The sequence below is a fragment of the Achromobacter sp. MUI-25009338 genome, from assembly GCF_057359325.1.
Genome location: NZ_CM170627.1, coordinates 1,232,448 through 1,254,538, shown reverse-complemented (window position 1 = coordinate 1,254,538; position 22,091 = coordinate 1,232,448). Strand labels below are relative to the sequence as shown.

Here is a 22,091-nt window from a genome sequence, read left to right as displayed (position 1 = left end):
TATGGCCATCAAGCGAACGTTAGGAAAAAAGCTGATGAAAACGGCTTCGTGTGCCATGGATAGCTCCTTGGAGATGGAGGGGCCACGGCACCCCATCGGGGCGACTGGCCCCCGGTGGGTGGATGAAAATGACGATGCAGCGTCTTCAGAGCATGTCCTGCTCTTCGGAAAGCTGGACGATCATCGAATGGTCAAGACTTCGCCCCGTGTCGGGGAATCGGGCGTCATGTCCCATGCGCGGATGACCGGAACAAATCGGTCGGTGAGGATTCGCGTTTCGGCGACCGATCCATCGTCGCGTTCGGTGAATTCCCGCTTCAGGGTTTTGTCCTTGTGGGTATCACCTTTGACGACGAGCACACGGCCCGTTTTGGAACGAACGACGCCGGAGATCGCGCCAGCAGCCAAGGCCAGGGCGAGATGCCAGTGGGAAAGAGCGCGTGCCGGTGGACGCAACGATTGCTGCGCGGCTCCCAGATGCGTGTCCAGCGACGGCCAGAGGCCCTGAAGCCGGCTCACCTCGTCGGCGAACTGCTCAGGCTCCATCGTCACGCGGAAATACTGCTCTGGCTCCGCCGGGCTGCTGGGAACGGTGTACGGCAGGAATGGCCATTCGCTCGGCAGTTCCTCGGGAACGACCTCACCTTGGCCAACCTGCAGCAGCAGGTTACGCACGGCTTTAACGCCATCCGGCGCGAGCTCGCGCTGGCGCGTCCGACGACCGAAGATCACCACCTGCTGGAACTGCGTTTCCACCGCTCGGTAGATTCGCAGATCAGCGTAGTGGCGTGTCAGCCAGCCGACCAGCTCCGCGTCGAGCACGTAGCCGGGGACGATGAAGACCAGCACACCGCCGTATTGCAGCAACGCCAAGGTGCGCTGATAGAACAGCTTTTCGAGCCGGGCTCGTCCCTGGCCTTGATAACCGATGTTGCCGTTGACGTCCTTGGACAAGTCGCCATACGGCGGATTGAGCCACAGCAGCCCGAAACTCTGGCGGCTGATCATTGTGTCCATCAGGTCCGCGTGCAAGCAGTGATCGACCAGGCCGCGGGCATGGCGTGCCCGCTCTGCGTCGAATTCGACGGCGAACGCCTGGACCTGCTCACGCCCGAGGGCGTGGGCTGCTTCAGCAATCGCCGCGCCTTCGCCAGCGCAGGGATCGAGGATGCACATCTGCCCATCGCTGGGCCTCAGTGCGTTGAGGGCTCTTTCGAGCGTTGGCTCGTCGGTCGGGTAATAACCGTTCTTGGCGAAATTGCGGGCAAGCCGCGGGAACATGAGGGTCATGGAAGTCTCCTGGTGAGGATGAAAGGCAGAAGCACGCCAAAGCGTGCCCCCACGGGTGGATCAAGCAGGTACCGTTTCCGACATCCAAATCTTGGATGGGTAGGGATAGGTGGTGAGCACGTCACTGCGGATCAGGGAACCCAGCTCCAACGTCAGCGTCGGCACGTCGATAGCGAGCCGATGCCCTTCCAATGGCCCGAGGGCGAACGGAAGGCGGCTCAGCATCTCGCGGGCTTGCAGAAGTTCCAGCACGGTCTCGTGCCAGTGGTCGAGAAGTGGCAGCGGGCAGGTTTCCCGCACCAGCGTCCATAGGCGGTCAAGCCGATGGGCGCTGCCTTGTGGCAGCAGTGCGAGCGCGCTGGCGTTGGCCTTGTCGGGCTTGACGCAGCGCTGATCGAACAGCCACACGTTGGATAGAGAACCGAACAGCGTTCGCCGGTAGGCGCGCGTGATACGTTTCTCCAGGCGATCAACGTTGCCGACGATCATCGGGAGGCTCCCGCCCTGGTCGGTGATGACGTGGAACTGATCCAGCCCCTGCTCGTCGCGCCCGAGGGTCAGGCGAGCGAGGAACTGCTGGACGGCGGTGTCCCGTGCCCAGATCGACAGGAAGACAAGGTTGCCTTGGTCATCGCCGACGCAGGCGTCGGCCATCACGTCCGGGCATTCGTCGATTCGATACAACGTGGTGGAAGAAGTGTTTGCGAGCATGGTGATGTCCTCGGATAGCGGGAACAGCACCGCCCGTTGGGGCAAGTACTGCCCCTTGGGGTGGAATAAAAGCGCTCACTCCGGCTCGAATTGCCGGGTGTACGGATTGAAGTGCAGGACCTCGCCTACCGCCGTAATCGGCGTGAAGCCGTCCAGGTAGATGTGGCTGAGGTATCGGTCGCGATAGGTCAGTGCCTGCCGCGCCTGTTCCTCGGTGAGGCCGTTGTCGATGAAGTACTCCTGCATTTCCTCATCGGAGGCAACTTCGTCGTTGGACAAACTCCCTTCAACGAGCTTCAGCAGCGAGGGCGAGAGCACCGCCAGAATCGGGTCCATGTCGGTTGCTCCTGGCTCAGGTCATCAGCGCCGCGGCGGGCGCCGCAGATGCCCTGGGTGTGCGCCGCCGCGCGTGGTAAGCGCGAACGCCTGCACGCCAGTCAGCGGACTGTTCCGGTGCGAGGTCCAGATAAGAGAGTGGGCACGAGTAGTAGTAGGGATGCATGGACTCGTCCAATGGCTTGTAGCCCCACTTGTCGCCGCTGCGTTCGAGCAGATCGCAGCGGATGTAGCGCAGGGACTGGCCCGGCGCCAGATGGCGATGCGCACCTTCAGCCTTGACCGTCACTTCCGCGACGGACCAGAGGACGTTGCCGCGCAGCGCGTGGGCGATGACCTTGACGCTGGCGCGCTCGGTCTCTTGCGATGCGATCAGATCCGCGATCAGTTCAGACCGCGATTGGGGAGAAAAATACCAGCCCATGATGGCCTCCTGGAAAAGTGGAGCCGGAGGCCTCCCGCACGGGGAAAACCCCGGCGGGTGAGTGAATGTCGCGTGTGCGACGATAAAGTCAGGTGCCAGTCGTCAATCGTCCGAATCGCAACCTGCAGGGCAATAGCCCAGTTCGATGCCATGCGAGCAATAGCCATGCTTGGCATTCCAGTCCTGGGTTTCTTCCCGCTCGGCAGGTGTTGCGTACTCCCATTCCTGGGCTGCGATTTGCAGGGCCTGGATGTGCTGACCTTCCGGCAGTCGATCGACTTGAACGTCGATCTCCTTGCTGAAAAGCTCGACATAGAGATCGTGAGACAGACCACACCCACGGTGGGCGTTTTCGGCTGCCGCCTCGCAGATCGCACGCCAGGCTGTTTCGTCCAGCGTGGTGCAAGTGGTGGTTTGCATGATGAAAGCCTCCAAAGAGAACCGAGGCGCCGTTCCCGCCGGGGGAAGGAACCCCGGCGGGTGGATGAACGCCGCAGCTGCGACGGATAGGTCAGGCTTTGGCGAGGTGCCAGTCCTGGGACAGCGGTTCGAAGGCATAGCCCATTGCGCCGAGGCGGTCGCGCTGCTGACGCAGGACGCGGCGATCCACGGTCGCATCGAGTTTGACGACCTCGCCTAGTGGCCAGAGCATCCCGAACAACGCCTCATCGCCTGCATCGGTCGAGGCCTGCGCAGTGACGGGAGCCGAGGGCTCGCTGCCGAACGGCGTGGTGTCGACTAGGGGGTGACGCGGATTGCGGGGCTTGTCCTTGGCGGCTGCCTTGGGCTTGGCCGTCGCGGGAGCCAGCGCCTCCTCGTCAATCGGGTCGACTTCCTGCGGACTCAACTGCTGAGCCTCGTCGCCGCTCAGGGCGTCGATGTTGGATAACGTCATACCGCCTAGCAGTGCGCGGATCTCGATGACCATGCGGCCATTGGCCGTGTAGGTGGAGGGACGGATTTCGGCAATGGCGAAGTCGCCCTCGTACTTGCCCTCCGCATACTGGTCGAGTTCAGCGTTTTTGACGACAAACTCGCCGATCGAGGTTGCCAGGCGCCCGACGTTGAAGTCGCCGTTCCTGCCGTGAATGGTCTTGATGGCCAACTGGCCTGGGATAGTGATCATGAGAAACTCCTTCGGTCGAGAAAAGCAGCAAGGCCCCGGAAAATGGGGCCTTGCGGATCGGGATCAGAACGCCTCTTCGGCTTCCAATGCAGAGGCATCGGCAGCTTCTTGAGCCGTCTCGACCTCCGAGGAGGAGGGCTCCGTAACCGGAGCTTCCTGCTCCACCGACGCTTCGGCTGGTGCCTGGGCATCGGTGTCGCGCTCGTCGGAGCTGGTCGGCTTGGACTCGGCCTTGTAGGCGAGCTTTCCGTCAACCTTGATCCAGTTGATGAACAGCAGGCGTGCCTTCAGGCTCACCCCGGTTTCACCGGCACGCTTGCCCTTGGAATAGGTAAAGGTGTCGGTCCACAGGTCGCCCAGGCGAAAGCCGATCATCACTTTCTTCTCGGCCTCGACAGCCTGGCTGCAACGGCGCACCAGGTGCTGCGCTTCGGAGCCCGATACGCGCGTGTCGAAACGCACATACGAGACGTTATCGCTGGGACCGTTGAGCGCTGCGATGTCGCAGGCCAAGAAAGACTCGCCCTTTTTGGGCTTCACTTCGCGGATGCGATTGAGGTAGCCCAAGCCGGAGATGTGTAGATCGAAAAAGGTCTGGTCGGAATTGGTGGTCATGGTGAATCTCCATAAGACAGAGCGGAGACACACCAACCCCACGCATGCGGGGCAACGGTGCGTAACCCCGCGGATGGGTTGAGAAATAAAGCATCCACCACCAGAGAGACTGGTGACCGCTCGCTGAAGGACGCTGTGCGAGCTGGCTCGATCACGCAGTGGGAACTGCGCCGCAACCTCGAAGACCGATGGTTGCCTAGCATGTCGCTGACAACGTCAGCAGGCATGAGCTCAGCATGGCTGGACCTCGCGCGCGAGGCAGCAATGAATAGGCATTTGGGTGTTCCCTTTTTAGGCACCATCAGGCCTTCCGCTCAGCCACCAACTGGCAGCAGGAAGGCGGGCACCTGCGCAGCGATGGCGACGCTGTGCGGAAAAAAAGGCCTTTCACCCGGATGGGTGAAAGGCCTGTGGCGGCAGGTCGCCGACGGGCTGCGGGCTCAACCGCAGTACCGCAGGGCTTCCTGCCATGGAACGAAGCGTGCATCGCGATCAGGCGAGATAGGAAGCAACAAGCTCCTGGTCTCTTCCGTCGAGAAGCGCGTGGCGCGGTCAAGATCGACCCAGCCAGCATCGTTTGACCAAAAGCCGCAGCGATTTCCGATGGCCGTCACGTTGGGCGAATACACCACCCGGCAGTAGGCAGGGAGAGGCGTCATGCAGCCAACGCTGGGCGTCGCCGAGTACCCTTGGCGTCGATCACGTTTACGCCGATCAGACGCCAGCGCCCGTCGTCGATGAGCCTTTCCAGTACCTCGCCGAGCATGTCGAAATACACCTCGTCATGCCGATCGACCAGTTCGCCGTCGCGGTGCAGCTCCACCACATAGGTGTCACCCGCGCGGTCGTACAGGATCGTCACGCGGCCCCCGAACTTCTCGGTGGAGACCGTGAAACTGATCGCCGGAGGGGTGGCGATGATCATAGACGGCGTAGGGTCGACCCAGGTGAAATCCCGGGCTCCCGCATCGACCAGCATGTGTGTGATCTTCCGATAGCCGTCGGGTGCCAGCATTTCCTCCAGCTGCTGGATGAGTTGGCCCAGTTCCAGGCACTGTGGTTCTGGGATGGGAAACTTGGCCGGCGCGGCACCGAGCATGAACCGCTTGACGGTGTAGGGGACACCGTCAGCGGTCATTTCGGTGACTGTCTCCGGCGTGTCAGCGCGTAGCCCGTCGAAACGGCGGCGAGCATACGGTTCGACGTGCACCTTGGTACCTTTCGTCGGGACGGTGGTTACCAGGTTGGGATCGAGCACGGCGAACTCGGTGGGCTTGACCTTGACGACGATGGCCTCTTCGGTGGCCGCGACCACCTTGCCGTCGAACGGGCTGGGATCGATGGTGAAGCCCATCGTCGAGGACAGTGGCTGGCCATCGAACACCAGGTACTTGAACCCTCTGGCGTTACGGGGCACGTGGCCGGCAACGAGGGAAGGCATCAGAGCTTTTACGAGAGAACGATCCATGGAAATCTCCTTGAGAGAAAAACAAGGGACTTCCCGTCCACAAGGGAGGGGTCCCTTGTGGGTGGCGTAGATGGACGCGGCGCGTCCGGGGAAAGAAACGACCAGCGCGGTTTCCCGCACTTGCAGCCTCGAAGGTCTCGGCAGCCTGGGCATGTGTCGGCAACGCCGACGAACATGGGATTGAGAATGACCCCGGAATAGCCAGCCCGCTTGCGGAAAACAGCACCATGCCGCGTCCGCTTTCTGCGCTATAGGCAAGAAAAAGCCCCTCGAAAGGGGCCGGATGGGTCAGTCGTCGTACACGAAGTAGTGTTCGCGCTGACGCGGAAAGAAGACATGCTTCCAGTTGTCGCCGCTGGTGCTGCCGCCGTCGAAGACGACCATTTCGTACTCGTCGACGTCGATACCCTCCAGGTCGGCGCTGGCAATGGGACGCATGTGCAGTGTGCCGCTCATGCGCTTGAAGAGCAGGATCTGGCCGATGGCGTCGTCCTGGCGCATGGCGCTGACGCAAGCACCGAACTGGTTCTCAAATTCGGCTGTGGGCGATAGAAGATCGGGGAACATGAGTTTGCTCCTATGAAAAGCAGCGCAGCCCGGCCCCCTGGCTGGAGGCGGGCTGGTGTTGAAAGGATGGAGAGAAGGGCTGGTGCGCTGATGCGCCCACTAGAGCTCGTCGGCCAGCGGCAGGCCCAGCAGCACAGGTGCATCCTCATCGAAGACGAGAATGCGGACGTCGGCCTGACCGGCCAATGCAAGGATGTGGACCAGATCGGCGGGCATACCCTTGTTCCGATGCTCCTGCTGAAGCTGCTCGGCACTGATGCCTTCGGCGTACTCCAGATTGCGGTCCGTCCAGGGCGTAGAGATAAGCTTGATGCCTATCGCCTGGCTATAAGGAATCCGGAAGGCAATGCACAGAAGCGCCTCCGGAGTGGCGATATCCGCAAGGGTTTCGAGGTAGTGCCAGGATTCTGCGCTGATGTGCGCGCTGCTGATTTCCCAGGACCGACTGAAATAGCCGCTCTCGAAACTCAACCGCTGCACGATCTCCCGTGCGGCTTCAGCCGAATAGGTATCACCGACGTGAACGGGACGTCCATCGAAGTCATCGCCGTAAATGGCATACACCACCGCATCGACGACACCTTCATCGGCATCCCATTCAGCCATCAGCTCAGTGCAGATGGGCTCAATGCCGGTTTTGATTGCCGCAAAGTCGCTAGTGACGATGCAAGCAGACGAGCGCAACGCATCGTCGGAGAGTTGCTGCTGGCTGACATGGAGCGGGCGCCAGACGCGCGGACTTCCGTCCTCGTAGCTGATCGACAGCGTTCGGACGATTCTCAGATTCCAGTAACCGCGGAGGAAGGGATTGGGGTGCTGGGACATGGATTTCTCCAGATTGAATAATGGAGCCAAATCCCCACCACCGGGAATTGACCCCGGTGGGTTGAAAGTCGAAATGGCGTTTCAGATGTCGCCGATCACTGGCGTTTGGGACAACCGCTCGGCAACTCGTTGAAGCACTGCCATGCGGAATTCCTCGTTGCGGATTCCCGCTAGGAGGTTGGTGGTTTCTTGCGCGATCAAATCGGAAGCCCGTTTGACGTCATAGATCTGGAGCGCGTCGCGCAGTTGGCTGCCAAGTAAGAGCGCCTGCCTGGATAAACCGATAAGACGGACTTCACGGCTCAGGTAATAGCTGGCACCGCCAAACTCCGACAGCAGCGACTCGTCGCAACGCCAAGAACCCTCGAACTTAATCGCGGTCAGACCATGGCCGTCGTCAAAGCAGGTGGCGAGCAGGAACAGGGACCGCAAATCAACGACGTCCTCGAACTCGTGGTGTCTGAGCAGGTTCTCAAACTCCGCTTTCTCGTTGGCGCCGAAATGCGGTGCCAATAGCTCAAGCAGCGCCGTAAGCGACAGCCACTCACGGTCAGGAACGGGAATACCGAGCTGTCTGGCAAGATCTTCCAAACCGAACAGCACACCCGACCATCGTGGCTCATCGGTCTCGGAAATCTGAGCGATAGACGCCATCTCGCGACCCGGGTAGTCCTCGTCCAGCGCGAATACGCCGAACATTGCTTTGATGACGGGGGTCACACGGGTGAGAACGAGAACGCCAATGCCGTCGTAGTAGTTGGTTGCCATCATGGTGGCTCCTTTCAACAAATGAGCGGAGCCAGCCCGTGCGGACGGCGGCATCCGCAAGGGGAAAACAGCGCCGTCAAGCACTGAGCAGGAAAAGGCGAGAGGGACATGGCCTCGTATGGAGGCACATGTCCCTCTTTCTTGGGATGGATGAATGGAGAAGCGTCGGCGCGCCGAGGGTTCACCAGCCGCTGTAGTACAGCACCAAGTCGGCGATCACCTTGCGACGTTGCAGATCAAGGCCGCTGAAGTCAGCAAGCCCGTGAAATCCGCATCGCTTCAGGAGCGCACCGCCCTTGCGTTCGTTGTAGAAACTGACCATGGCGGCGAGAAACATGCGTTCCCCGCTACTCAGGACACCGAGGGATTTTTCGATCCGCTGTACGGCGGGCTTCAAATCCCACTTGTCGCGGGCGCGGCTCAGACATTCCCGAGTGCCGTCCCCGAACCATTCAGGGCCAGCGATCTCGACACCGCGCGTCCAGGCCTCAAAGAAGGCTTGGGGCGCGGCAGCAAAATGCTGCTGCTCCCGGATGATCTGATCGATGGCTTCCTGGGGCAGAAGCTGTTTCATGAGAGATTTCCTCCACGTGGATCAGGGTGCGGCGAGTTGGGTCCAGCCGCCTCTTTCGAGGGCACGTTGCGCCGCAGCGTAGCTGCGGAAATACTCGCGCGACTCCCTCGACACCGGGCCTGCGATATCGCGAGTCCCAATGTAGTGGCCAGCGGCGCTATGCAAGACTTCGAGCGGCAGCAACTTGTCGCAGTAGATCAAGGCCAATTGGCCGACAGAGGCTTTCGTAGACATGGGCGGGCTCCTTTGAAAAAAGCGGGGCCTCGTCCCTGACGGGATGGCAACTCCCGCACGCGGTTAAAGAAATAGCATCAGCGCCATGGGGACGCACGTCCGCGGATTCGATGCGATGCGGACTGGTGGGTAGCGCGGAGAGAACCCCCGCGGCAGCCTCAGACCCTGGGCTGCTGGCATGTGCTGACGAATCAGCGAACATGCACGCAGATTCCGCCAGCGCCGGGCCAGCGTCACGCGGAAATGGGAATCTGAAGTCCCCTGATTGATGGACGAAAAAAAGCCCCGCGCGTGGGGCTGTAGAGGGTCGAGAAACCGGGGTCAGGACGATTCGCCGCCCAGGACGTGCTGCTTCCACAGGGCGAAAGCCTCGTCTGGCGGCAGTTCGGCCAGGATGACGATGGGTGTTTCCTGCCGTGCGCGCAGCGCCGCGAAGTACCCGGCGCGGTCGGCGATGGCCTTGAGCTTGATGCCCTTCAGGAACAATAGCTTCCCGTTCTTGATAAACAGCACCTTGTTGGCGATGTCGCGGGCATAAGCAGTACGCAGCTTGCGCTCGGCATGCTGTGCCTCGGCCAGATGATCGACCAGGTAGTCGAGCGTGATGTCGATGACCAGCGGATCGGCGTCCTCGCCTGAGATGCCGCCCTCCAGCGTGTCGGGGGGCAGACTGCTGGCGAAGGCTTCGGCCTCGGCCAGCCTCGCCGCCTGACCGTCGAGTGCCCTGATGAAAGTGGAACCGCCATGCCCGTCGTTGCGGGCCTCGGCGATGGCGACGCCATCGAACAGCACGGTGGCGTCGAAGCACAATGTCTCCTCGCTGGCGAACTCCGCGACCTTGAGGTGTTTCAGGGTGATGCGGTCTTGGGTGGTGATGGTTTCCATGGACATTCCTTGAGATCAGTCGGGAAACGCCACGCCCCGGCGGGACGAAGCGCTCATCCCGTAGGTTGGAGAAAGAGGCATCGATGCCCGCATGGGCAGCGTTCGCCCGAGCGATGCGACGGCGAACTGGCGGGTGGCATGGAGCAGACTCCACGGCAGCCTGAACACCCTGGCTGCTGGCAATGGCTGAGGAATCAGCGATGCAGGCTCTACGATGCGCGTGCCATTACGGGGCGTCGCGAACCAATACGCAGCCGTGCGCTTCCGCCTTGTCCAGGGCCTGCAACAGACGCTGGCCCAGCCAGGCCATGCACGGCACCGCCATCGAGTTGCCGATGGCCTTGTAGCGCGGTGCGTCGGCAGCGGGCTTGCCACGGTACGGGACCTGCGTCCAGTCGTCGGGCATACCTTGCAGACGTTCGCACTCGACCGGCATGAGCCGACGTACCCGCCAACGTGACCAGCCCCCCGCGTCGGGCTCACTCGGGTCGTAGCGGAAATAGGCTTCGTAGCCGGCTACCAGCACATGCCCTTTGTCGGCGCCGCCGCTGCTGATCCGCAGGGTCGGGGCGATGTCGTCACCCAACTCCGCAGTCAGCCCTCCGTGGCGGCCACGCAGCGCTACGCTCAGCACCACCGGACATCCCTGACCCGGTTTACCGCCTCCCGTAGAGAGCGCACCAGTGACCTGACCATGGCCGGACTCAAAGCGCAGCTCGCCATGCGAGTTCTCCGCGAATGCGGTCGCTGGGACTACCCCGGCGTTGGCGTGGCTCCGGCGATGCCCGCCGGCGCGCAGGGTCGGCGCCCGTTCTTCGGCTGCATCCGCTCCGCACCCCTGGGCGGTGAAAGCGATGATCGGTACGCCCTTGCCGGTGCCATCCTCGCCAGAACCCTTGCCGCCGTTAGCGGTGTCCAACGTATGGCTGATGAAGCCGGCAACCGACTGCACCAGATAACTCTCAGTGCAGATGTCATGCTTGGGGCCACCGGCCATCAGGCTGGCCGCGGTATGGGTTGGACCTTTGCCATTGCCAAAGCCGAACGTCACCGTTACCTTGCCGTAGTCCTGCTTCACTCCCCCATAGCCGCCTGCTGACGCAGGGCCAGACCCAGCAGCGCGGGCAGCTTCTTGCCACGGCGCGTCGCCCTTACCAGAATCCCCGCGCAGGCCTTGGCACTCAAAAAGTACTTCGACGGGATCGAGGTCGTTTCCACAACTTGCCACAAGAAACACGCGACGGCGACGCTGGGCGACGCCGAAATGTTGGGCGTCGAGAACCCGCCACGCAACATGGCGGCGGGGTCCAGACACGTAACCTGCGTACGTCCAGCGCGGCCCTGGCGGTTCGAGCGCGCGGCTTTCTCCGGCCAGTGCGCCCAGCAGGCAGCCAAAGGCGTTGGAGCAGTCGCTGAGGATGCCCGGGACGTTTTCAAAGACAAGCGTGGCCGGCGGGCGGCGGGATTCGAGGCGGGTTTGGTCGATGGCATTGGCAAGCTCCACGTAGCTGAGGGTGAGTGCGCCGCGCGGGTCGGTGAGTCCCTGGCGGTTGCCGGCGATGCTGAACGCCTGGCACGGAGGCCCGCCGACCAGGATATCGGGGGCCTCGACGCGACCGGCGCGGATCTCGCCTGCGATCCGCGTCATGTCGCCCAGGTTCGGCACCGCCGGATAGCGGTGCGCGAGAACGGCGCAGGCAAAGGGGTCGATTTCGGAAAACCACGCGGCTTGCAGGCCGAGCGGTTCCCAGGCGAGGCTCGCGGCCTCAATGCCGCTGCAGACACTGCCAAAGCGCAGTGCGGCAGGTTGTGGTTGAGGGTTCATTCGGGTGTCTCCTGTTCGTGTGACCGAGGCGGAATTGCCGGGTCGTCATGGCGAATGCGCAGGAGAAAAGACGCCGAAGACAATCCGCCTTCGGCTCGGAGGAAGAAACCACCCGTGTACTGATGCATTGCGGTCGTCGGTGGAACCGTTCGCTGTCTCAGCATTCACCCGACTCGTATCGTGGCTGGAGTCGGTATTGTCTGGCGCGCATTCGCGCACAAAAGGAGCCCGTTCTTTTCACCGGTGGGCGCCGGTGTCGAATACCGCCGACCCAGCAGGGTCTCCTGATGCCTCGACTGCCTGGACAGGCAAGACATCAGGAGACCCTGCGCAGCGGGCGGAACTGTGGCTGATGGATGGAATCCGTGCGTGCGTGATTCGAGGAACAAGACCTTCTCGCCCCGTGGGAAGGGGCGCGCACACCGCAAGAGAAGGTATCGCGTGCTGGGGCCTCGCAGGACTGCGAAGCGATGGTCACGTGGCCACGAGTCGGCCAGCGCGACGACGGGTTCGTTGTTTCAGGGAGCTTTGGAGCCGCCGCGGCGCTTGCGCGGCGCGGCACGCTTGCCCGATTCGATGGGCAGCGTTCCCTTGCAGTCGGGATATCGGGCGCAGGACCAGAACGAGCCGTTCTTGCCGCTGCGCTGGCGCGTGGCGCTGCCGCACTGCGGGCATGGCGGCCCCTGGGGAGTCTGGATGGACAGCGACGTGCCACGGTACTGATTGACCAGCTGCGTGATCCAGGACGCCTGCTTGGCGACGAAACCGTCGAGCGAGAGCTGCCCGGTCTCGATCATGTCAAGCGCCTGCTCCCAGATCGCCGTCGTGCCGGGGTCGGCAATCGCGGCAGGCACGGTGTCAACCAGGGTGAAGGCGGCGTCGGACGCGCGAATGGCTCGGCCTTTCTTGAGCAGGTAGCCGCGGCCCAGCAGACCGCTGATGATGTTGGCACGGGTCGCTTCGGTGCCAATGCCTACGGTGTCCTTCAGCTTCTGCTTCAGGCGTGGATCGGACACCAGTCGGGCAACGCCCTTCATGGCTTTCACCAGCTCGCCTTGAGTGAATGGACGCGGCGGCAGGGTCTTGAGCGCCTTGAGCTCGACGCCGGCCACCTGACATGCCGCCCCCTGTTGGAGGGCGGGCAGCACCTGGCTGCGCGGCGCGGCGTCATCGCCGACTTCGTCAGCCTGCGGCTCGGACAGCAGCAGACGCCAGCCCGGCACGGCCACTTGCTTGCCCACGGCCTGCAATGTCTGGTCGCCGCAGGAGATCCTTGCCGTCGTGCGGTCGAACTCGTGCGGCGGGAGAAATTGCGCCAGATAGTGGGCGCGGATCAGGCGATAGACGAGCGATTCTTTCTCGCCCATCGCCGACAGGTTGGCAGGCTCCAACGTGGGAATGATGCCGTGGTGGGCGCTGACCTTCGCATCGTTCCAGGCGCGTGACCGTCGCGTGCGATCGAGCTGGTCGATGATCGGGCGCAGGCTCGGGTCGGTCTTGAGCAGGCTGTCGAGCACCATGGGAGCTTCGGCATGCATGCTTTCGGGAAGATAGCCGGAATCGCTGCGTGGATAGGTGGTCGCCTTGTGCGTTTCGTAGAGGGACTGCGCGATTTCCAGCGTCTCCTGAACATCAAGGCCAAACTGCTTGGAGCACACCTCTTGCAGCGTCCCGAGGTCGAACGGCAGCGGCGCACCCTCGCGCATGCGTTCGGTCTCGACGGAAACCACCTGAGCGACACCAGCAGCGCGGATGCACTGCGCCGCCTGCTGAGCAACCGGCTCCTGCAGGCAACGGCCCGCATCGTCGGTGCAAGCGTCCGGCGGCAGCCACTGCGTGCTGAACGTCTGGCCGCTGGCCGACAGCACCACGTCGACGGACCAGTACGGCATCGAAACGAATGCGGCGATCTCACGGTCGCGATCAGTCACCAACTTGAGCGTGGGGGTCTGCACACGACCGACAGACAGCACGCCGTCATAGCCGGCCTGGCGGCCAAGGAGTGTGAATAGGCGACTGAGGTTCATCCCCACTAGCCAGTCGGCCCTGGAGCGTGCCAGCGCCGAGTGGTACATGGGCAGCGTCTCGCGCGATGGTTTCAACTTGCCGAGTGCGGCGCGGATCGAGGCGTCGTTCAGTGCCGACAGCCACAGCCGTTGAATCGGGCCGCGATAGCCACAGAGCTCAATGATCTCGCGTGCGATCAGTTCGCCTTCGCGATCCGCGTCGGTAGCGATGACCAGTTCGGTCGCCTTGGCCAGTAACGCTTTGACGACTTTGAATTGGGAGGCGGCCTTGGGTTTGACCTCGACCCGCCAGTGCGTGGGGATGATGGGAAGCTGTTCGATCGCCCAGCGTTTGAGCTGTGCGTCATAGGCTTCCGGGGGCGCGGCTTCGACCAGGTGACCAATGCACCATGTCACGATGACGCCAGGGCCGTTGAGGCAGCCGTCACCGCGCTGCTTCGCTCCTAAGATGCGCCCGATGTCCCAACCTTGCGAAGGTTTTTCGCAGAGAAATAGCCGCATACCGCCTGTCCATCCGAGTCACGCTGTTGATGTATCTGGACAGAAGCATGTACGAACTGAATCATGCTGACCGCAAACAAGGTGAATGGGCTGTCACCCGCTTTGATCAGGGTGCCAGGACGCGATCACACTAAGAAACGCGTTTATTCCGGCCATGGTGCGGCGAGGTATACGCCTCCGTTGCTGTGGGCGCCGGACGGATGTAAAATCCGCGTCAGGCGCCCGCCCAAGTTCTGGACAGCTTAAAACAGGCAATCGTAGTACCCGTAGTACCCCTCGCTTTGAATCATCCGGAGTGCCGGCTGTTCGATGGCGACAAAATGTCCAGCGCTCGAACAGTATCGGAGTACTCCAATGAGCAACCATGTACGTACTGCCGCGTATGCGGCATCCCAGGCCCTGTCTGCGAAAGGCCTGGCGATCAAGCGTTCCCACCTTACCGAGATCATTGCTGCGTTGCTGGGCTACCGCACGCATGCTGCACTGTCGGTAGAAGAAGCAGACTCCACGCTTGACTACCATCTCGACGACGCTGAAATCCTCGTGCTTAATCTGCCGATGGGTGAAGCGCGGGCGGAGGAAATCGGACTTTCCGCTTTGGGTGTGTCGACGTCGGTCATCACGACGGCGTGCATTGATGCATTGAGGGCCAATGCTGACTCTAAGAGCGTATATGTCGGTGTGGCTGACTTCTACGACTCGTACGCTAGCCAAGCGCTCGCCGAAGTAATCTACTTTGATGATGACGTGTCCGGCGCGATGTCCGAGAGCAATGCTGTGTTTCCTGACGCGCCCGAGATGGAAAGTGAACACCTTCCGACAGACGATCTCTGGACAACAGTTGGTGAATGGGCAATCGAGGCTACTGGTGTTATGACGGGTGAGTATGACCCGGAAGGTGATCGCATGTTCAATGGCGATACCTTGAGCTGCCAAGGGCGCTTGCTCTACAGCAAGGCGGGCCGAGCTGGGCTTGTATTCGTGGAGGCCAGTGCGATGGCTGGTGCCGACGATAGTTGGCGTGATCTCGATTATGAGGCGGAATTGGCGTTCCAGCAGAGTCAGGAAGGCCGAGAAACTCCTTGATCAAGCGGCACCGACGGTACAACGGTACCGTCGGTGCCTCCAAGCTAACCGTTTGCCTCGCGATCCCCCTATCCTTCTTGGAGACAGGCTAAAGGGCAGCACGACTGGCTCGTTGCGACCTACGCTGGCTCGCTAGCTGCCGGTTTTGGACTTACCTCGATCGTGTCGATACGGTACGGCAGAATGCCAACGCAGCGCGCATTGATGCGATACGTGGTGCGCGGGTTGTTTTCGTCGTCGGTGCGCTCAACGCGCTCCTCGCGCCCGCGCACAATCACCCGCATCCCCTTCTGGAACAAGGTGGCAAAATGCTCCGCATCACGATGCCACCAATCGACCGGACGCCAGAAACCGCCCCGATCCTCGTAGCCGTCATTGCCCGGAATCGGGTTGTCGAAGTACACGTTCAAGCGCAACACGCGCCGCGGCTCTTCGTTGCCGTTCGGGTACTCGTGGAACTCCGGTTCGGAGCCGATGTTGCCTTCGCTGATGACATTGGTGCTCATGGTGGGTTCTCCGTGTGGTTGAAAAAGGCCTTCCCGAGGTTGGTTGGGTCAGCCGTGTCTTGGCGCATCGGTCTTGCCTATGGCCCTCGCTTGGCGCCACGGGCGTGGGCGAGTGATTCCATCCGGCGCAGGTACACGTCTTCGGCCCGGGCCATCTTGCTGGCGCACTCCAGGGCTTGCCGGCCAAGGGTATGCAGCAGGCTGATCTGCATGTTCAACGTGATGCGCTGCTGCTCCATTGCGAGCAGGTCTTCCAGCAGGTTTACCGGCGTAGTCGTGGAAGCCATGGCCTCTTGCCATAGAGCGACTCCCATGATCGAACGGTCGTGTGTGCGCCAGCGCAAAAAGGTCGTGCCTGCGCCAGTACGCTGCTGGGCCAGCTCAACGGACAGCAGGCGGAAGGGGTAGCCTCGCGCCTGCGCCAACACGCGCTGCTGCGCCAGGTTGATCAACTGGTCCCTGAGCGCGTGACATTGGCTGGCCCAGATTTCAAAACTCCCCTTACCTTTAAAAGGTCTTAAAAGGCCTTTTAAATAGGCAGCGTGTTCCAGCAGAATGAAGTCCGTCTGTTCCAGTGGCTGGAAGTACTGGCGCTGATTCGGTTCGCGTGCCGTCATGCCGATTCACCCTCACCGGACGTGGTCGCATCCACCGAATCTGCCGCAGCATCCACCTCGTCAATTGGTTCGGCTGCGGGGCCGTTGCGCTGCTGCAGGCCGCGGCGCGCGATCGGCGGCGCAAAGCGGCTGCGCCGGGTGCCTTCAAGCACATCCAGGGGAAGTTCACCGTATTTCTCCAACGCGGCTCGTGCCGAGGCATTCTTCGCCGCAAAATCATCGCGACTGCAGCCCGAATAGCGGTACTGCTGTGCCAGTGAAAACAGGCTGCGCAATGAGTGCGCGCCATCGTTGAGCCAGCGTTCGAGCGTGGAGCGATCGATCAAGGCCGTGTGGTGGGCGAGGATCAAACGCCGTGCCAGGTCGTCGTAATCAGCCAGCAAGTACACCGCCATAAAGCCCAGCTGCGAAGACACGAACAGCGGAAGTTTGACGGGCTGAACGTTGAGGTTTTCGCCCAAGCTGAGTGTCGTGGGCACGCCAGCAAGTGCCTGGTCAACTTGCTCACGCAAGGTCTGCAATGTGACTTTGGTCTGGTCGAGCTTTTCCTCGATACGCAACATCCACCAATCGCTGTACGGATCGTCTTGCTCCGATCCGCGCTTCATTTTGGCCATCTGGGCGATATAGCCATTGAGCCCGACGATTCCGGGCCGGCCTTCGGCGGGTGCGCGGCCATGCCAGATCCGCGACGCATGATGGGTGTGCAGCGTGAGCGACATTGCGCTGCGTAGCGACCCCAGGTTCAGCTGAGGGGACTCGGTGGGACTGTGCTCTTGGGCCATGATGACGACTCTCTGTGGTGAAACGAGTCGCCAGCATCCGGGCTGGCCGGAAGGCCGTCAGTCATCAAACCGCACCTGCTGCGTGCCGGTTTTCCCCGGTATGGAGCGATCGCACGCGCTGCTGTGCTGCTCCTCGGGAAGGGTGCGTGTTGCGTTATACCCGTGGTATAGGCGGCCTTGGAACTCCATGGACGCTATCGAGGGCGAATGCAGCGCAACCACGGCCACTTATGCAGGAAGGATTCGTGTTGCGCTATACCCGTGGTATAGGCGTCGGTGGAACACCTTGGATTCCAGATGCCGGCCTATGTTGTGCGACGTCGTACCATCTCAAGACGAGCGCAACAGTTCCTGCAGGCGTGCCAGGTGCGCCTTCGCGACCTCCGCATCAGCAGGCGTTGCGGGCCGTGGCCTTGGCTCTGGTGTCTTGCTGGCCTGCGCCGCAGGCGCCTTCTGCCCTGCCCAGATGCGAAATTCTCCGCGCAGAGCCTTCTGGATGATGCCGAACAGGTAGCCGGTGGGATTACGGATTGTCGTGGAACCACAGCGTGCATCCCATTCGTCCAGCAGGGCCTGCCGCAGATCGTGATCCACGGACTGCATCGCGGCCAGGGCGCCGTTCTGCTGCTCCGCTTTAAGGGCCAGGAAGCGCCTGGGCAACAGCAACTGCTGCAATCCTTCTTGCGCGCGCGGTACTGTACGTACTTCTTTAATACTTTCTTTTATACGTACTGTACGGTCTTGGTTCGGATTCCGAAGAGTGCCGTTTTCCGGGCTTTTCCGACCTGCTTCGGAATCCGAAGAGGGGTCTTCCTGATTTCGAAGACTGTCGTCGGCACCGTCTTCGGAATCGCGATCGCCATCGGTCTGTGGATAACTCGTTGTGCCACTCCAGCCCTGCGCCGCCAAGCGTTGCGACAGGATTTCCAGCCGGCTCGGCAGCACCTGGCCGCTGAGCATGGGATCTTGCGTCAGTTCCTGCAGGGTGGCCACACCCACGCGCTGGATGGATTTGCTGGCATGTGTCAGCGCCTGGCTGACCAACTCCAGGTAATCGGCGTCGAGCTGGATTGCTTCATAGGGGCTGAGCGGTTCATCATGCAGTACGTAGAGATTGCCCTGGATGCGCCCGCTCTTTCGATCACGCCGCCGCCGCACGAGACTGATCCAGCGGGTTAGTCGCAGCACAGTCAGCGCACGTGCCACAGTCTCGTGCGAGGCTCGCTCAGCACATGGCATCGAGGCCAGCCAGGGAGCGAGTTGATCGTAGGTTGGCATGGCAGTAATGCCATCGTCCGCGAGCATCATGCGGAACACCTGCCAGCCGTTGCGTTCAAGTGGCGTCAGGCGCCTGTCGAGCAGCAGCGCGCGCGGCACGCTGTCGTGTCGGTTGCCGCTATAGAGGAAACCGTCGGTCGACGGTGACGCGGCGGCAGGGCGGGATGGTGTTTGGTGGGGTTGCAGCTGGCCTAGCGCCTGCCCGAACAGGTCACCCAGCCGGACCGGGCCGCGCGTGCTGTTCTGACCGCCGAGCATCAGGTCAGCCCTTCATCGATCCATCCGCGTATGGCGTTCCAGATCACGGACAGAGGCAGTCCGGTAGCCTCGGCGAGATCCGCGGCAATACCCAGCATGCCCATGTCGTCGCTGTGATCGACCTGCTGCTCCTTGACCGTCGAGGACCAACGTTTCCACAGGTCGGTGTCTTGCTCCTCGGTCAATACCGGGCGCCTCCCCTTGCGTTTCGGCAGGCCGATGACGCTGCGGCGCAAGGCAATCTCCTGGTGAGTCAAACCAAAGAACCTGCTGACCAGTTCCGTGCTGGCACCCAGACGTAGCAGCCGGTCGATCTTCACTACCTCCTCGGTGACGTCCTCGACCTGGTGCAGTAGACGGCGCAGCACGTCGCGGTTGACCACCACCGAGCACCAGGATACGTTCGCGTTGGCCAGCACACTCGCCATCGCAGGATGCTTGAGGGCGTCCAAGTCCTCGTCACCGAATCCCATCGACTTGGCCCGGCGCAGTTGGCCGTTGCGCAAATCGTGAAGAGCCTGAGCGATTACGGCTTGGTTGAGCGGGTGCGGCCCTGTCATGGCGACGTCCCTGACAACCCGGGCGTGGCATGTCCGTCATCGGCAGTGCCGGTCTCGATGTCCCTCAAGCGGCGGGCGAGCCGCAACAGGCGAAACAGCTTGACCAAGGCATTGTCACTGAGGCGGCCTGAAGGCTCGTTCTGCAGTGGACCGGTCGGAGCGCCCTGCAGCAACGCCCCTAGCATCCCTGTGAGCACCGACAGATCGATTCCAGCTGCCGAGCGATCGACTGCCAGATAAGGTGCGCTCAAAGCATGCAGCAATGCCAGCGTCGCTTGGGCATGCTGGGTCAGCTCCGTCCTGGCTTCATTTTCCTGGCAGCGAAAACCGATCCCGTCCTCGCAGGCTTCGATGAGATTTTGCAGACCGGTTTCGTCGGCGATCTCCCGGGCGAATTGCTCGATGTGCGTGCGCAGGCGATCTGGTTCGTCGAGTCCAGCCTCGATGTACCAGACATCGGTGATTGGATAGAGGCTGCCAACCTGGATCGGAATCGACTGCAGGACGTTGCGCTCAAAATCCGGCAGCGTTTCGCCAGTGTGATCCGCGACGAGGCGCTGAATGGACTGCAACCGTTCGGTCGTGCCGGCTGGCGACACGATGTGCTCCTGCAACAGGGCGGCGCGTTGCGCATCGTTGGATTGGGGTTCATTCGTACCCGAGGGGGCTGCTGCGGGAGCATTGACCGGAGCCGGCAAAGTGTCGCTGAGGTGCGACGTAGCTGCCAGTGCCGGTGGCGGCTGGGTGTTCTCCGGTTGCGACGTGGTCGACTCCCGGGCGGTCGCAAATGGCGGCGGCGCTGGAGTCGCCCCGGCTTCTGACGGTTCGCTGCTGAGGATTTCCCAGCGGCGATCAGAATCGGTGATTTCGAAGAGCAGCGTGTCGTAATCCATATTGAGCAGATCGGCCATCTGGCCTACAAGCTCGTCCTGAACCCGCTGTACGCTGAAGCTGCTCCCAGCGCCATCGAACAAAATCAGTACGTCCTGGAACAGCGAAGGGAAATCGAGATGGGATCGGGACTGACGGCTGCGGGCCGACCAGACCCTGTCTGCTGCCCGCCGCAGACCGGTCAACTGCTCGACCTGGCGCCGGCCCAGGCCAGCATAAAGTACCGTCGGAATGGCTGGCAGCAGATAGTGGATGGCTTCCTGCATCCGGCTGATGTGGGGTTGCGGTACTGGATAGCCGTCCGCCTGGAGGCGGCGAGCCAACTCGGACTGCGACAATTCCTTGCCGGTCTCCTGTTCGTACAGCTCTTTGGCTTTCTGCACTCCCAAGGCCCGCTCTATGAACGACAGGCCGCCGTGCAGCTCGTTTTCCGCGAGATGGCCTGTCAGCGCAATGATCTCTCCGCGTTCCGGCCATGGTCGGAACTGGCAAGCGATGCGAAAGAACCGTTCGTCCCGCGTCTCGCTCCACAGCTCGCGCAGGATTGCGAGGCGAGTGTTGCCACCGTTCCGGATGATGTAGTGATCCGCGCCGGGACGCCGGGTAATGGACGGCGGTGCGTCGAGCCCACGCTCCCTGATCGACATTTTGATGTCGTCGTAAAGTGGATTGCGCGTCAGTCGTGGATCAAGCTCATATGGTCGAAGCTCGTCAAGAGTAACGACCATGGGGGTGTCCGCGATCGGATCGCTCACGCTATTCGCGACGGGGCCGTTCCGGGCGAAACCATCGCTCAGGAGCTTGTGCGCGACATCTTGGGGAGAGATGTCAGGCATGACCATCTCCTTCCTGCGCAGGTAACCCAGAGGCATCGCGCTGAGCTCGGCGTAGCATGGCACGGGCGTTGCGTCCCGCGCGGTGGTCGCTGGCGGTCGAACTGGTGAAGATCGGCGGCAATCCTGGCCGAGTGAACCTGAGATGCCCCCCAGCGGTGCGCACAACCTCCCAGCCTTCGGCCAGGGCATATTCGATCAGCGGCAGCAAGCGCTTGTGGCCACGAGCCAGATCACGAGCGTTCGACATCGGTGACCCTCCCGCCGGCCTTGCCGGTGACGGCAGCGAACCGTTCCTGCCACTGGGGGAACAGTTCATTCGCCAGACAGCGCACGATCTCCAGTGCGGCCACGGTCTGGCGCCCGGAAGGCCGTCGGTGCTCGACGCGATGAACTGGCTGGCCTTGAGTGGCCGCGCGCGGAAATGCCTCGATCGCAGGAATTTCGGTATCCAGCACCCGGACGCTGGGCTGCTCATGGAAAATCAGGCGTAGCGTCTGCTGGATCAGGCGCGCATTCGTCGACACGGCCGGAACGCGGTTGATCAACAACTGCAACGCGGGTGGCTCGATCCCCAGTTTTCGGTATGGTGCGATGTCCTCGACAAGCTGCAGCGTCCCACGCCGCAGCTCACGCGCGGCAAGGATTTCCGGTGTGACGGGAGATACCGCTTGATGGGATGCCAGCAGCGCCATTTCCAAGAGCACGCTGCGCGCGCCCTGGGTGTCTATGACCACCAGGTCATAGTGCGGCTGGAAAGTCGGCATCAGGTTGCGCAACCGTAGGCGCCCGTCTGGGGCGTGCAGCAACAAGGTGTTGAGCTGGCGGTGCTGATCGTTGGACAGCACCAGATCCAGATTGCTGATGGCGGTGTGCGATACCAGACGTGCCAGGTCGCGCTCATTGGAGGCCAGCAGTTCGTAGATACCCTCCGGTGCGCGATGCGTCAGCTCGTAATAGGACGACAGGGTCGGCTGCATATCCAAGTCGAGCAGTAGCACACGCAGGCCGGCATCGGCGACGAAGGCACCGAGGTTGGCCGCAACAGTGGTCTTGCCGACGCCGCCTTTGGTCGAAATGATCGATATGACCTTCAAGGGG

The 22,091-nt window shown here is 62.0% G+C and carries 25 protein-coding genes; 1 reads left to right on the top strand and 24 read right to left on the bottom strand.

The features are described from left to right. Positions 1-180: 180 nt before the first annotated feature. From AC1IQ6_RS05850 to AC1IQ6_RS05775, 16 genes are all read right to left on the bottom strand, one after another. On the bottom strand, positions 181-1,290 hold the full coding sequence (locus tag AC1IQ6_RS05850; RefSeq protein ID WP_232886072.1) for a DUF6094 domain-containing protein: 1,110 nt from the start codon (positions 1,288-1,290) through the stop codon (positions 181-183). A gap of 60 nt (positions 1,291-1,350) precedes the next feature. Further along, entirely contained in the window at positions 1,351-2,001 is a 651-nt protein-coding gene (locus AC1IQ6_RS05845) for a hypothetical protein (RefSeq protein WP_232886074.1), read from the bottom strand. A 75-nt stretch (positions 2,002-2,076) separates the two neighbouring features. After that, positions 2,077-2,337 (bottom strand): hypothetical protein, encoded by a 261-nt coding sequence (locus AC1IQ6_RS05840; RefSeq protein ID WP_232886076.1) that lies wholly within the window; start codon positions 2,335-2,337, stop codon positions 2,077-2,079. 16 nt (positions 2,338-2,353) lie between these two features. After that, positions 2,354-2,761, bottom strand: a complete 408-nt coding sequence (locus AC1IQ6_RS05835) for a hypothetical protein (RefSeq protein WP_232886078.1) — start codon at positions 2,759-2,761, stop codon at positions 2,354-2,356. Between the two features lie 102 nt (positions 2,762-2,863). After that, a complete protein-coding gene (locus AC1IQ6_RS05830; protein ID WP_232886080.1) occupies positions 2,864-3,181 on the bottom strand; it encodes a hypothetical protein in 318 nt (105 codons plus the stop codon). A gap of 91 nt (positions 3,182-3,272) precedes the next feature. Continuing rightward, a complete protein-coding gene (locus tag AC1IQ6_RS05825) occupies positions 3,273-3,887 on the bottom strand; it encodes a DUF3275 family protein (protein WP_232886082.1) in 615 nt (204 codons plus the stop codon). 63 nt (positions 3,888-3,950) lie between these two features. Beyond that, positions 3,951-4,502 carry an STY4534 family ICE replication protein gene (locus AC1IQ6_RS05820; RefSeq protein ID WP_232886084.1) on the bottom strand — a complete coding sequence of 184 codons (552 nt, stop codon included), beginning with the start codon at positions 4,500-4,502 and terminating at the stop codon, positions 3,951-3,953. A 655-nt stretch (positions 4,503-5,157) separates the two neighbouring features. Next, positions 5,158-5,970: a GTPase gene (locus AC1IQ6_RS05815; protein WP_232886087.1), complete on the bottom strand. Its 813-nt coding sequence runs from the start codon at positions 5,968-5,970 to the stop codon at positions 5,158-5,160. Between the two features lie 288 nt (positions 5,971-6,258). Next, on the bottom strand, positions 6,259-6,537 hold the full coding sequence (locus tag AC1IQ6_RS05810) for a uridylate kinase (protein WP_232886089.1): 279 nt from the start codon (positions 6,535-6,537) through the stop codon (positions 6,259-6,261). 99 nt (positions 6,538-6,636) lie between these two features. Continuing rightward, a complete protein-coding gene (locus AC1IQ6_RS05805; protein WP_232886091.1) occupies positions 6,637-7,362 on the bottom strand; it encodes a DUF5983 family protein in 726 nt (241 codons plus the stop codon). An 81-nt stretch (positions 7,363-7,443) separates the two neighbouring features. Continuing rightward, the gene (locus AC1IQ6_RS05800; RefSeq protein WP_232886093.1) at positions 7,444-8,133 is read right to left on the bottom strand and encodes a hypothetical protein; all 690 of its coding nucleotides are present in this window, start codon (positions 8,131-8,133) and stop codon (positions 7,444-7,446) included. Between the two features lie 178 nt (positions 8,134-8,311). Continuing rightward, positions 8,312-8,704, bottom strand: coding sequence for a hypothetical protein (locus AC1IQ6_RS05795; protein WP_232886095.1), 393 nt, complete (start codon positions 8,702-8,704; stop codon positions 8,312-8,314). 21 nt (positions 8,705-8,725) lie between these two features. Next, positions 8,726-8,938: a hypothetical protein gene (locus tag AC1IQ6_RS05790; protein ID WP_232886096.1), complete on the bottom strand. Its 213-nt coding sequence runs from the start codon at positions 8,936-8,938 to the stop codon at positions 8,726-8,728. Positions 8,939-9,259: 321 nt separating this feature from the next. Next, a complete protein-coding gene (locus tag AC1IQ6_RS05785) occupies positions 9,260-9,823 on the bottom strand; it encodes a hypothetical protein (RefSeq protein ID WP_232886098.1) in 564 nt (187 codons plus the stop codon). Between the two features lie 226 nt (positions 9,824-10,049). Further along, the gene (locus AC1IQ6_RS05780; RefSeq protein ID WP_232886100.1) at positions 10,050-11,648 is read right to left on the bottom strand and encodes a DNA cytosine methyltransferase; all 1,599 of its coding nucleotides are present in this window, start codon (positions 11,646-11,648) and stop codon (positions 10,050-10,052) included. Positions 11,649-12,166: 518 nt separating this feature from the next. After that, on the bottom strand, positions 12,167-14,176 hold the full coding sequence (locus AC1IQ6_RS05775; protein WP_232886102.1) for a DNA topoisomerase III: 2,010 nt from the start codon (positions 14,174-14,176) through the stop codon (positions 12,167-12,169). A 354-nt stretch (positions 14,177-14,530) separates the two neighbouring features. Between AC1IQ6_RS05775 and AC1IQ6_RS05770 the strand changes: the two genes are divergently transcribed. Next, a complete protein-coding gene (locus tag AC1IQ6_RS05770; RefSeq protein ID WP_232886104.1) occupies positions 14,531-15,262 on the top strand; it encodes a hypothetical protein in 732 nt (243 codons plus the stop codon). 119 nt (positions 15,263-15,381) lie between these two features. Here the strand turns inward: AC1IQ6_RS05770 and AC1IQ6_RS05765 are convergent, their stop codons facing one another. The 8 genes from AC1IQ6_RS05765 to AC1IQ6_RS05730 form a co-directional block, all read right to left on the bottom strand. Continuing rightward, positions 15,382-15,768, bottom strand: a complete 387-nt coding sequence (locus AC1IQ6_RS05765; RefSeq protein ID WP_232886106.1) for a single-stranded DNA-binding protein — start codon at positions 15,766-15,768, stop codon at positions 15,382-15,384. A 77-nt stretch (positions 15,769-15,845) separates the two neighbouring features. Beyond that, positions 15,846-16,385, bottom strand: a complete 540-nt coding sequence (locus AC1IQ6_RS05760) for a DUF3158 family protein (RefSeq protein WP_232886108.1) — start codon at positions 16,383-16,385, stop codon at positions 15,846-15,848. Continuing rightward, complete coding sequence (locus tag AC1IQ6_RS05755; protein WP_232886109.1) at positions 16,382-17,170, bottom strand: PFL_4669 family integrating conjugative element protein; 789 nt, start codon at positions 17,168-17,170, stop codon at positions 16,382-16,384. Before AC1IQ6_RS05755 ends, AC1IQ6_RS05760 begins: the two co-directional genes overlap by 4 nt. 330 nt (positions 17,171-17,500) lie before the next feature. Beyond that, the gene (locus AC1IQ6_RS05750; RefSeq protein ID WP_232886111.1) at positions 17,501-18,706 is read right to left on the bottom strand and encodes an STY4528 family pathogenicity island replication protein; all 1,206 of its coding nucleotides are present in this window, start codon (positions 18,704-18,706) and stop codon (positions 17,501-17,503) included. Beyond that, on the bottom strand, positions 18,706-19,266 hold the full coding sequence (locus tag AC1IQ6_RS05745; RefSeq protein WP_232886113.1) for a DUF2857 domain-containing protein: 561 nt from the start codon (positions 19,264-19,266) through the stop codon (positions 18,706-18,708). The genes AC1IQ6_RS05750 and AC1IQ6_RS05745 overlap by 1 nt, the downstream gene beginning before the upstream one ends. Then, positions 19,263-20,993 carry a ParB family protein gene (locus AC1IQ6_RS05740; protein WP_232886115.1) on the bottom strand — a complete coding sequence of 577 codons (1,731 nt, stop codon included), beginning with the start codon at positions 20,991-20,993 and terminating at the stop codon, positions 19,263-19,265. The genes AC1IQ6_RS05745 and AC1IQ6_RS05740 overlap by 4 nt, the downstream gene beginning before the upstream one ends. Further along, positions 20,986-21,240: a type II toxin-antitoxin system HicA family toxin gene (locus tag AC1IQ6_RS05735; protein WP_232886116.1), complete on the bottom strand. Its 255-nt coding sequence runs from the start codon at positions 21,238-21,240 to the stop codon at positions 20,986-20,988. The genes AC1IQ6_RS05740 and AC1IQ6_RS05735 overlap by 8 nt, the downstream gene beginning before the upstream one ends. After that, positions 21,224-22,087: a ParA family protein gene (locus AC1IQ6_RS05730; RefSeq protein ID WP_232886117.1), complete on the bottom strand. Its 864-nt coding sequence runs from the start codon at positions 22,085-22,087 to the stop codon at positions 21,224-21,226. Before AC1IQ6_RS05730 ends, AC1IQ6_RS05735 begins: the two co-directional genes overlap by 17 nt. Positions 22,088-22,091: the final 4 nt, after the last annotated feature.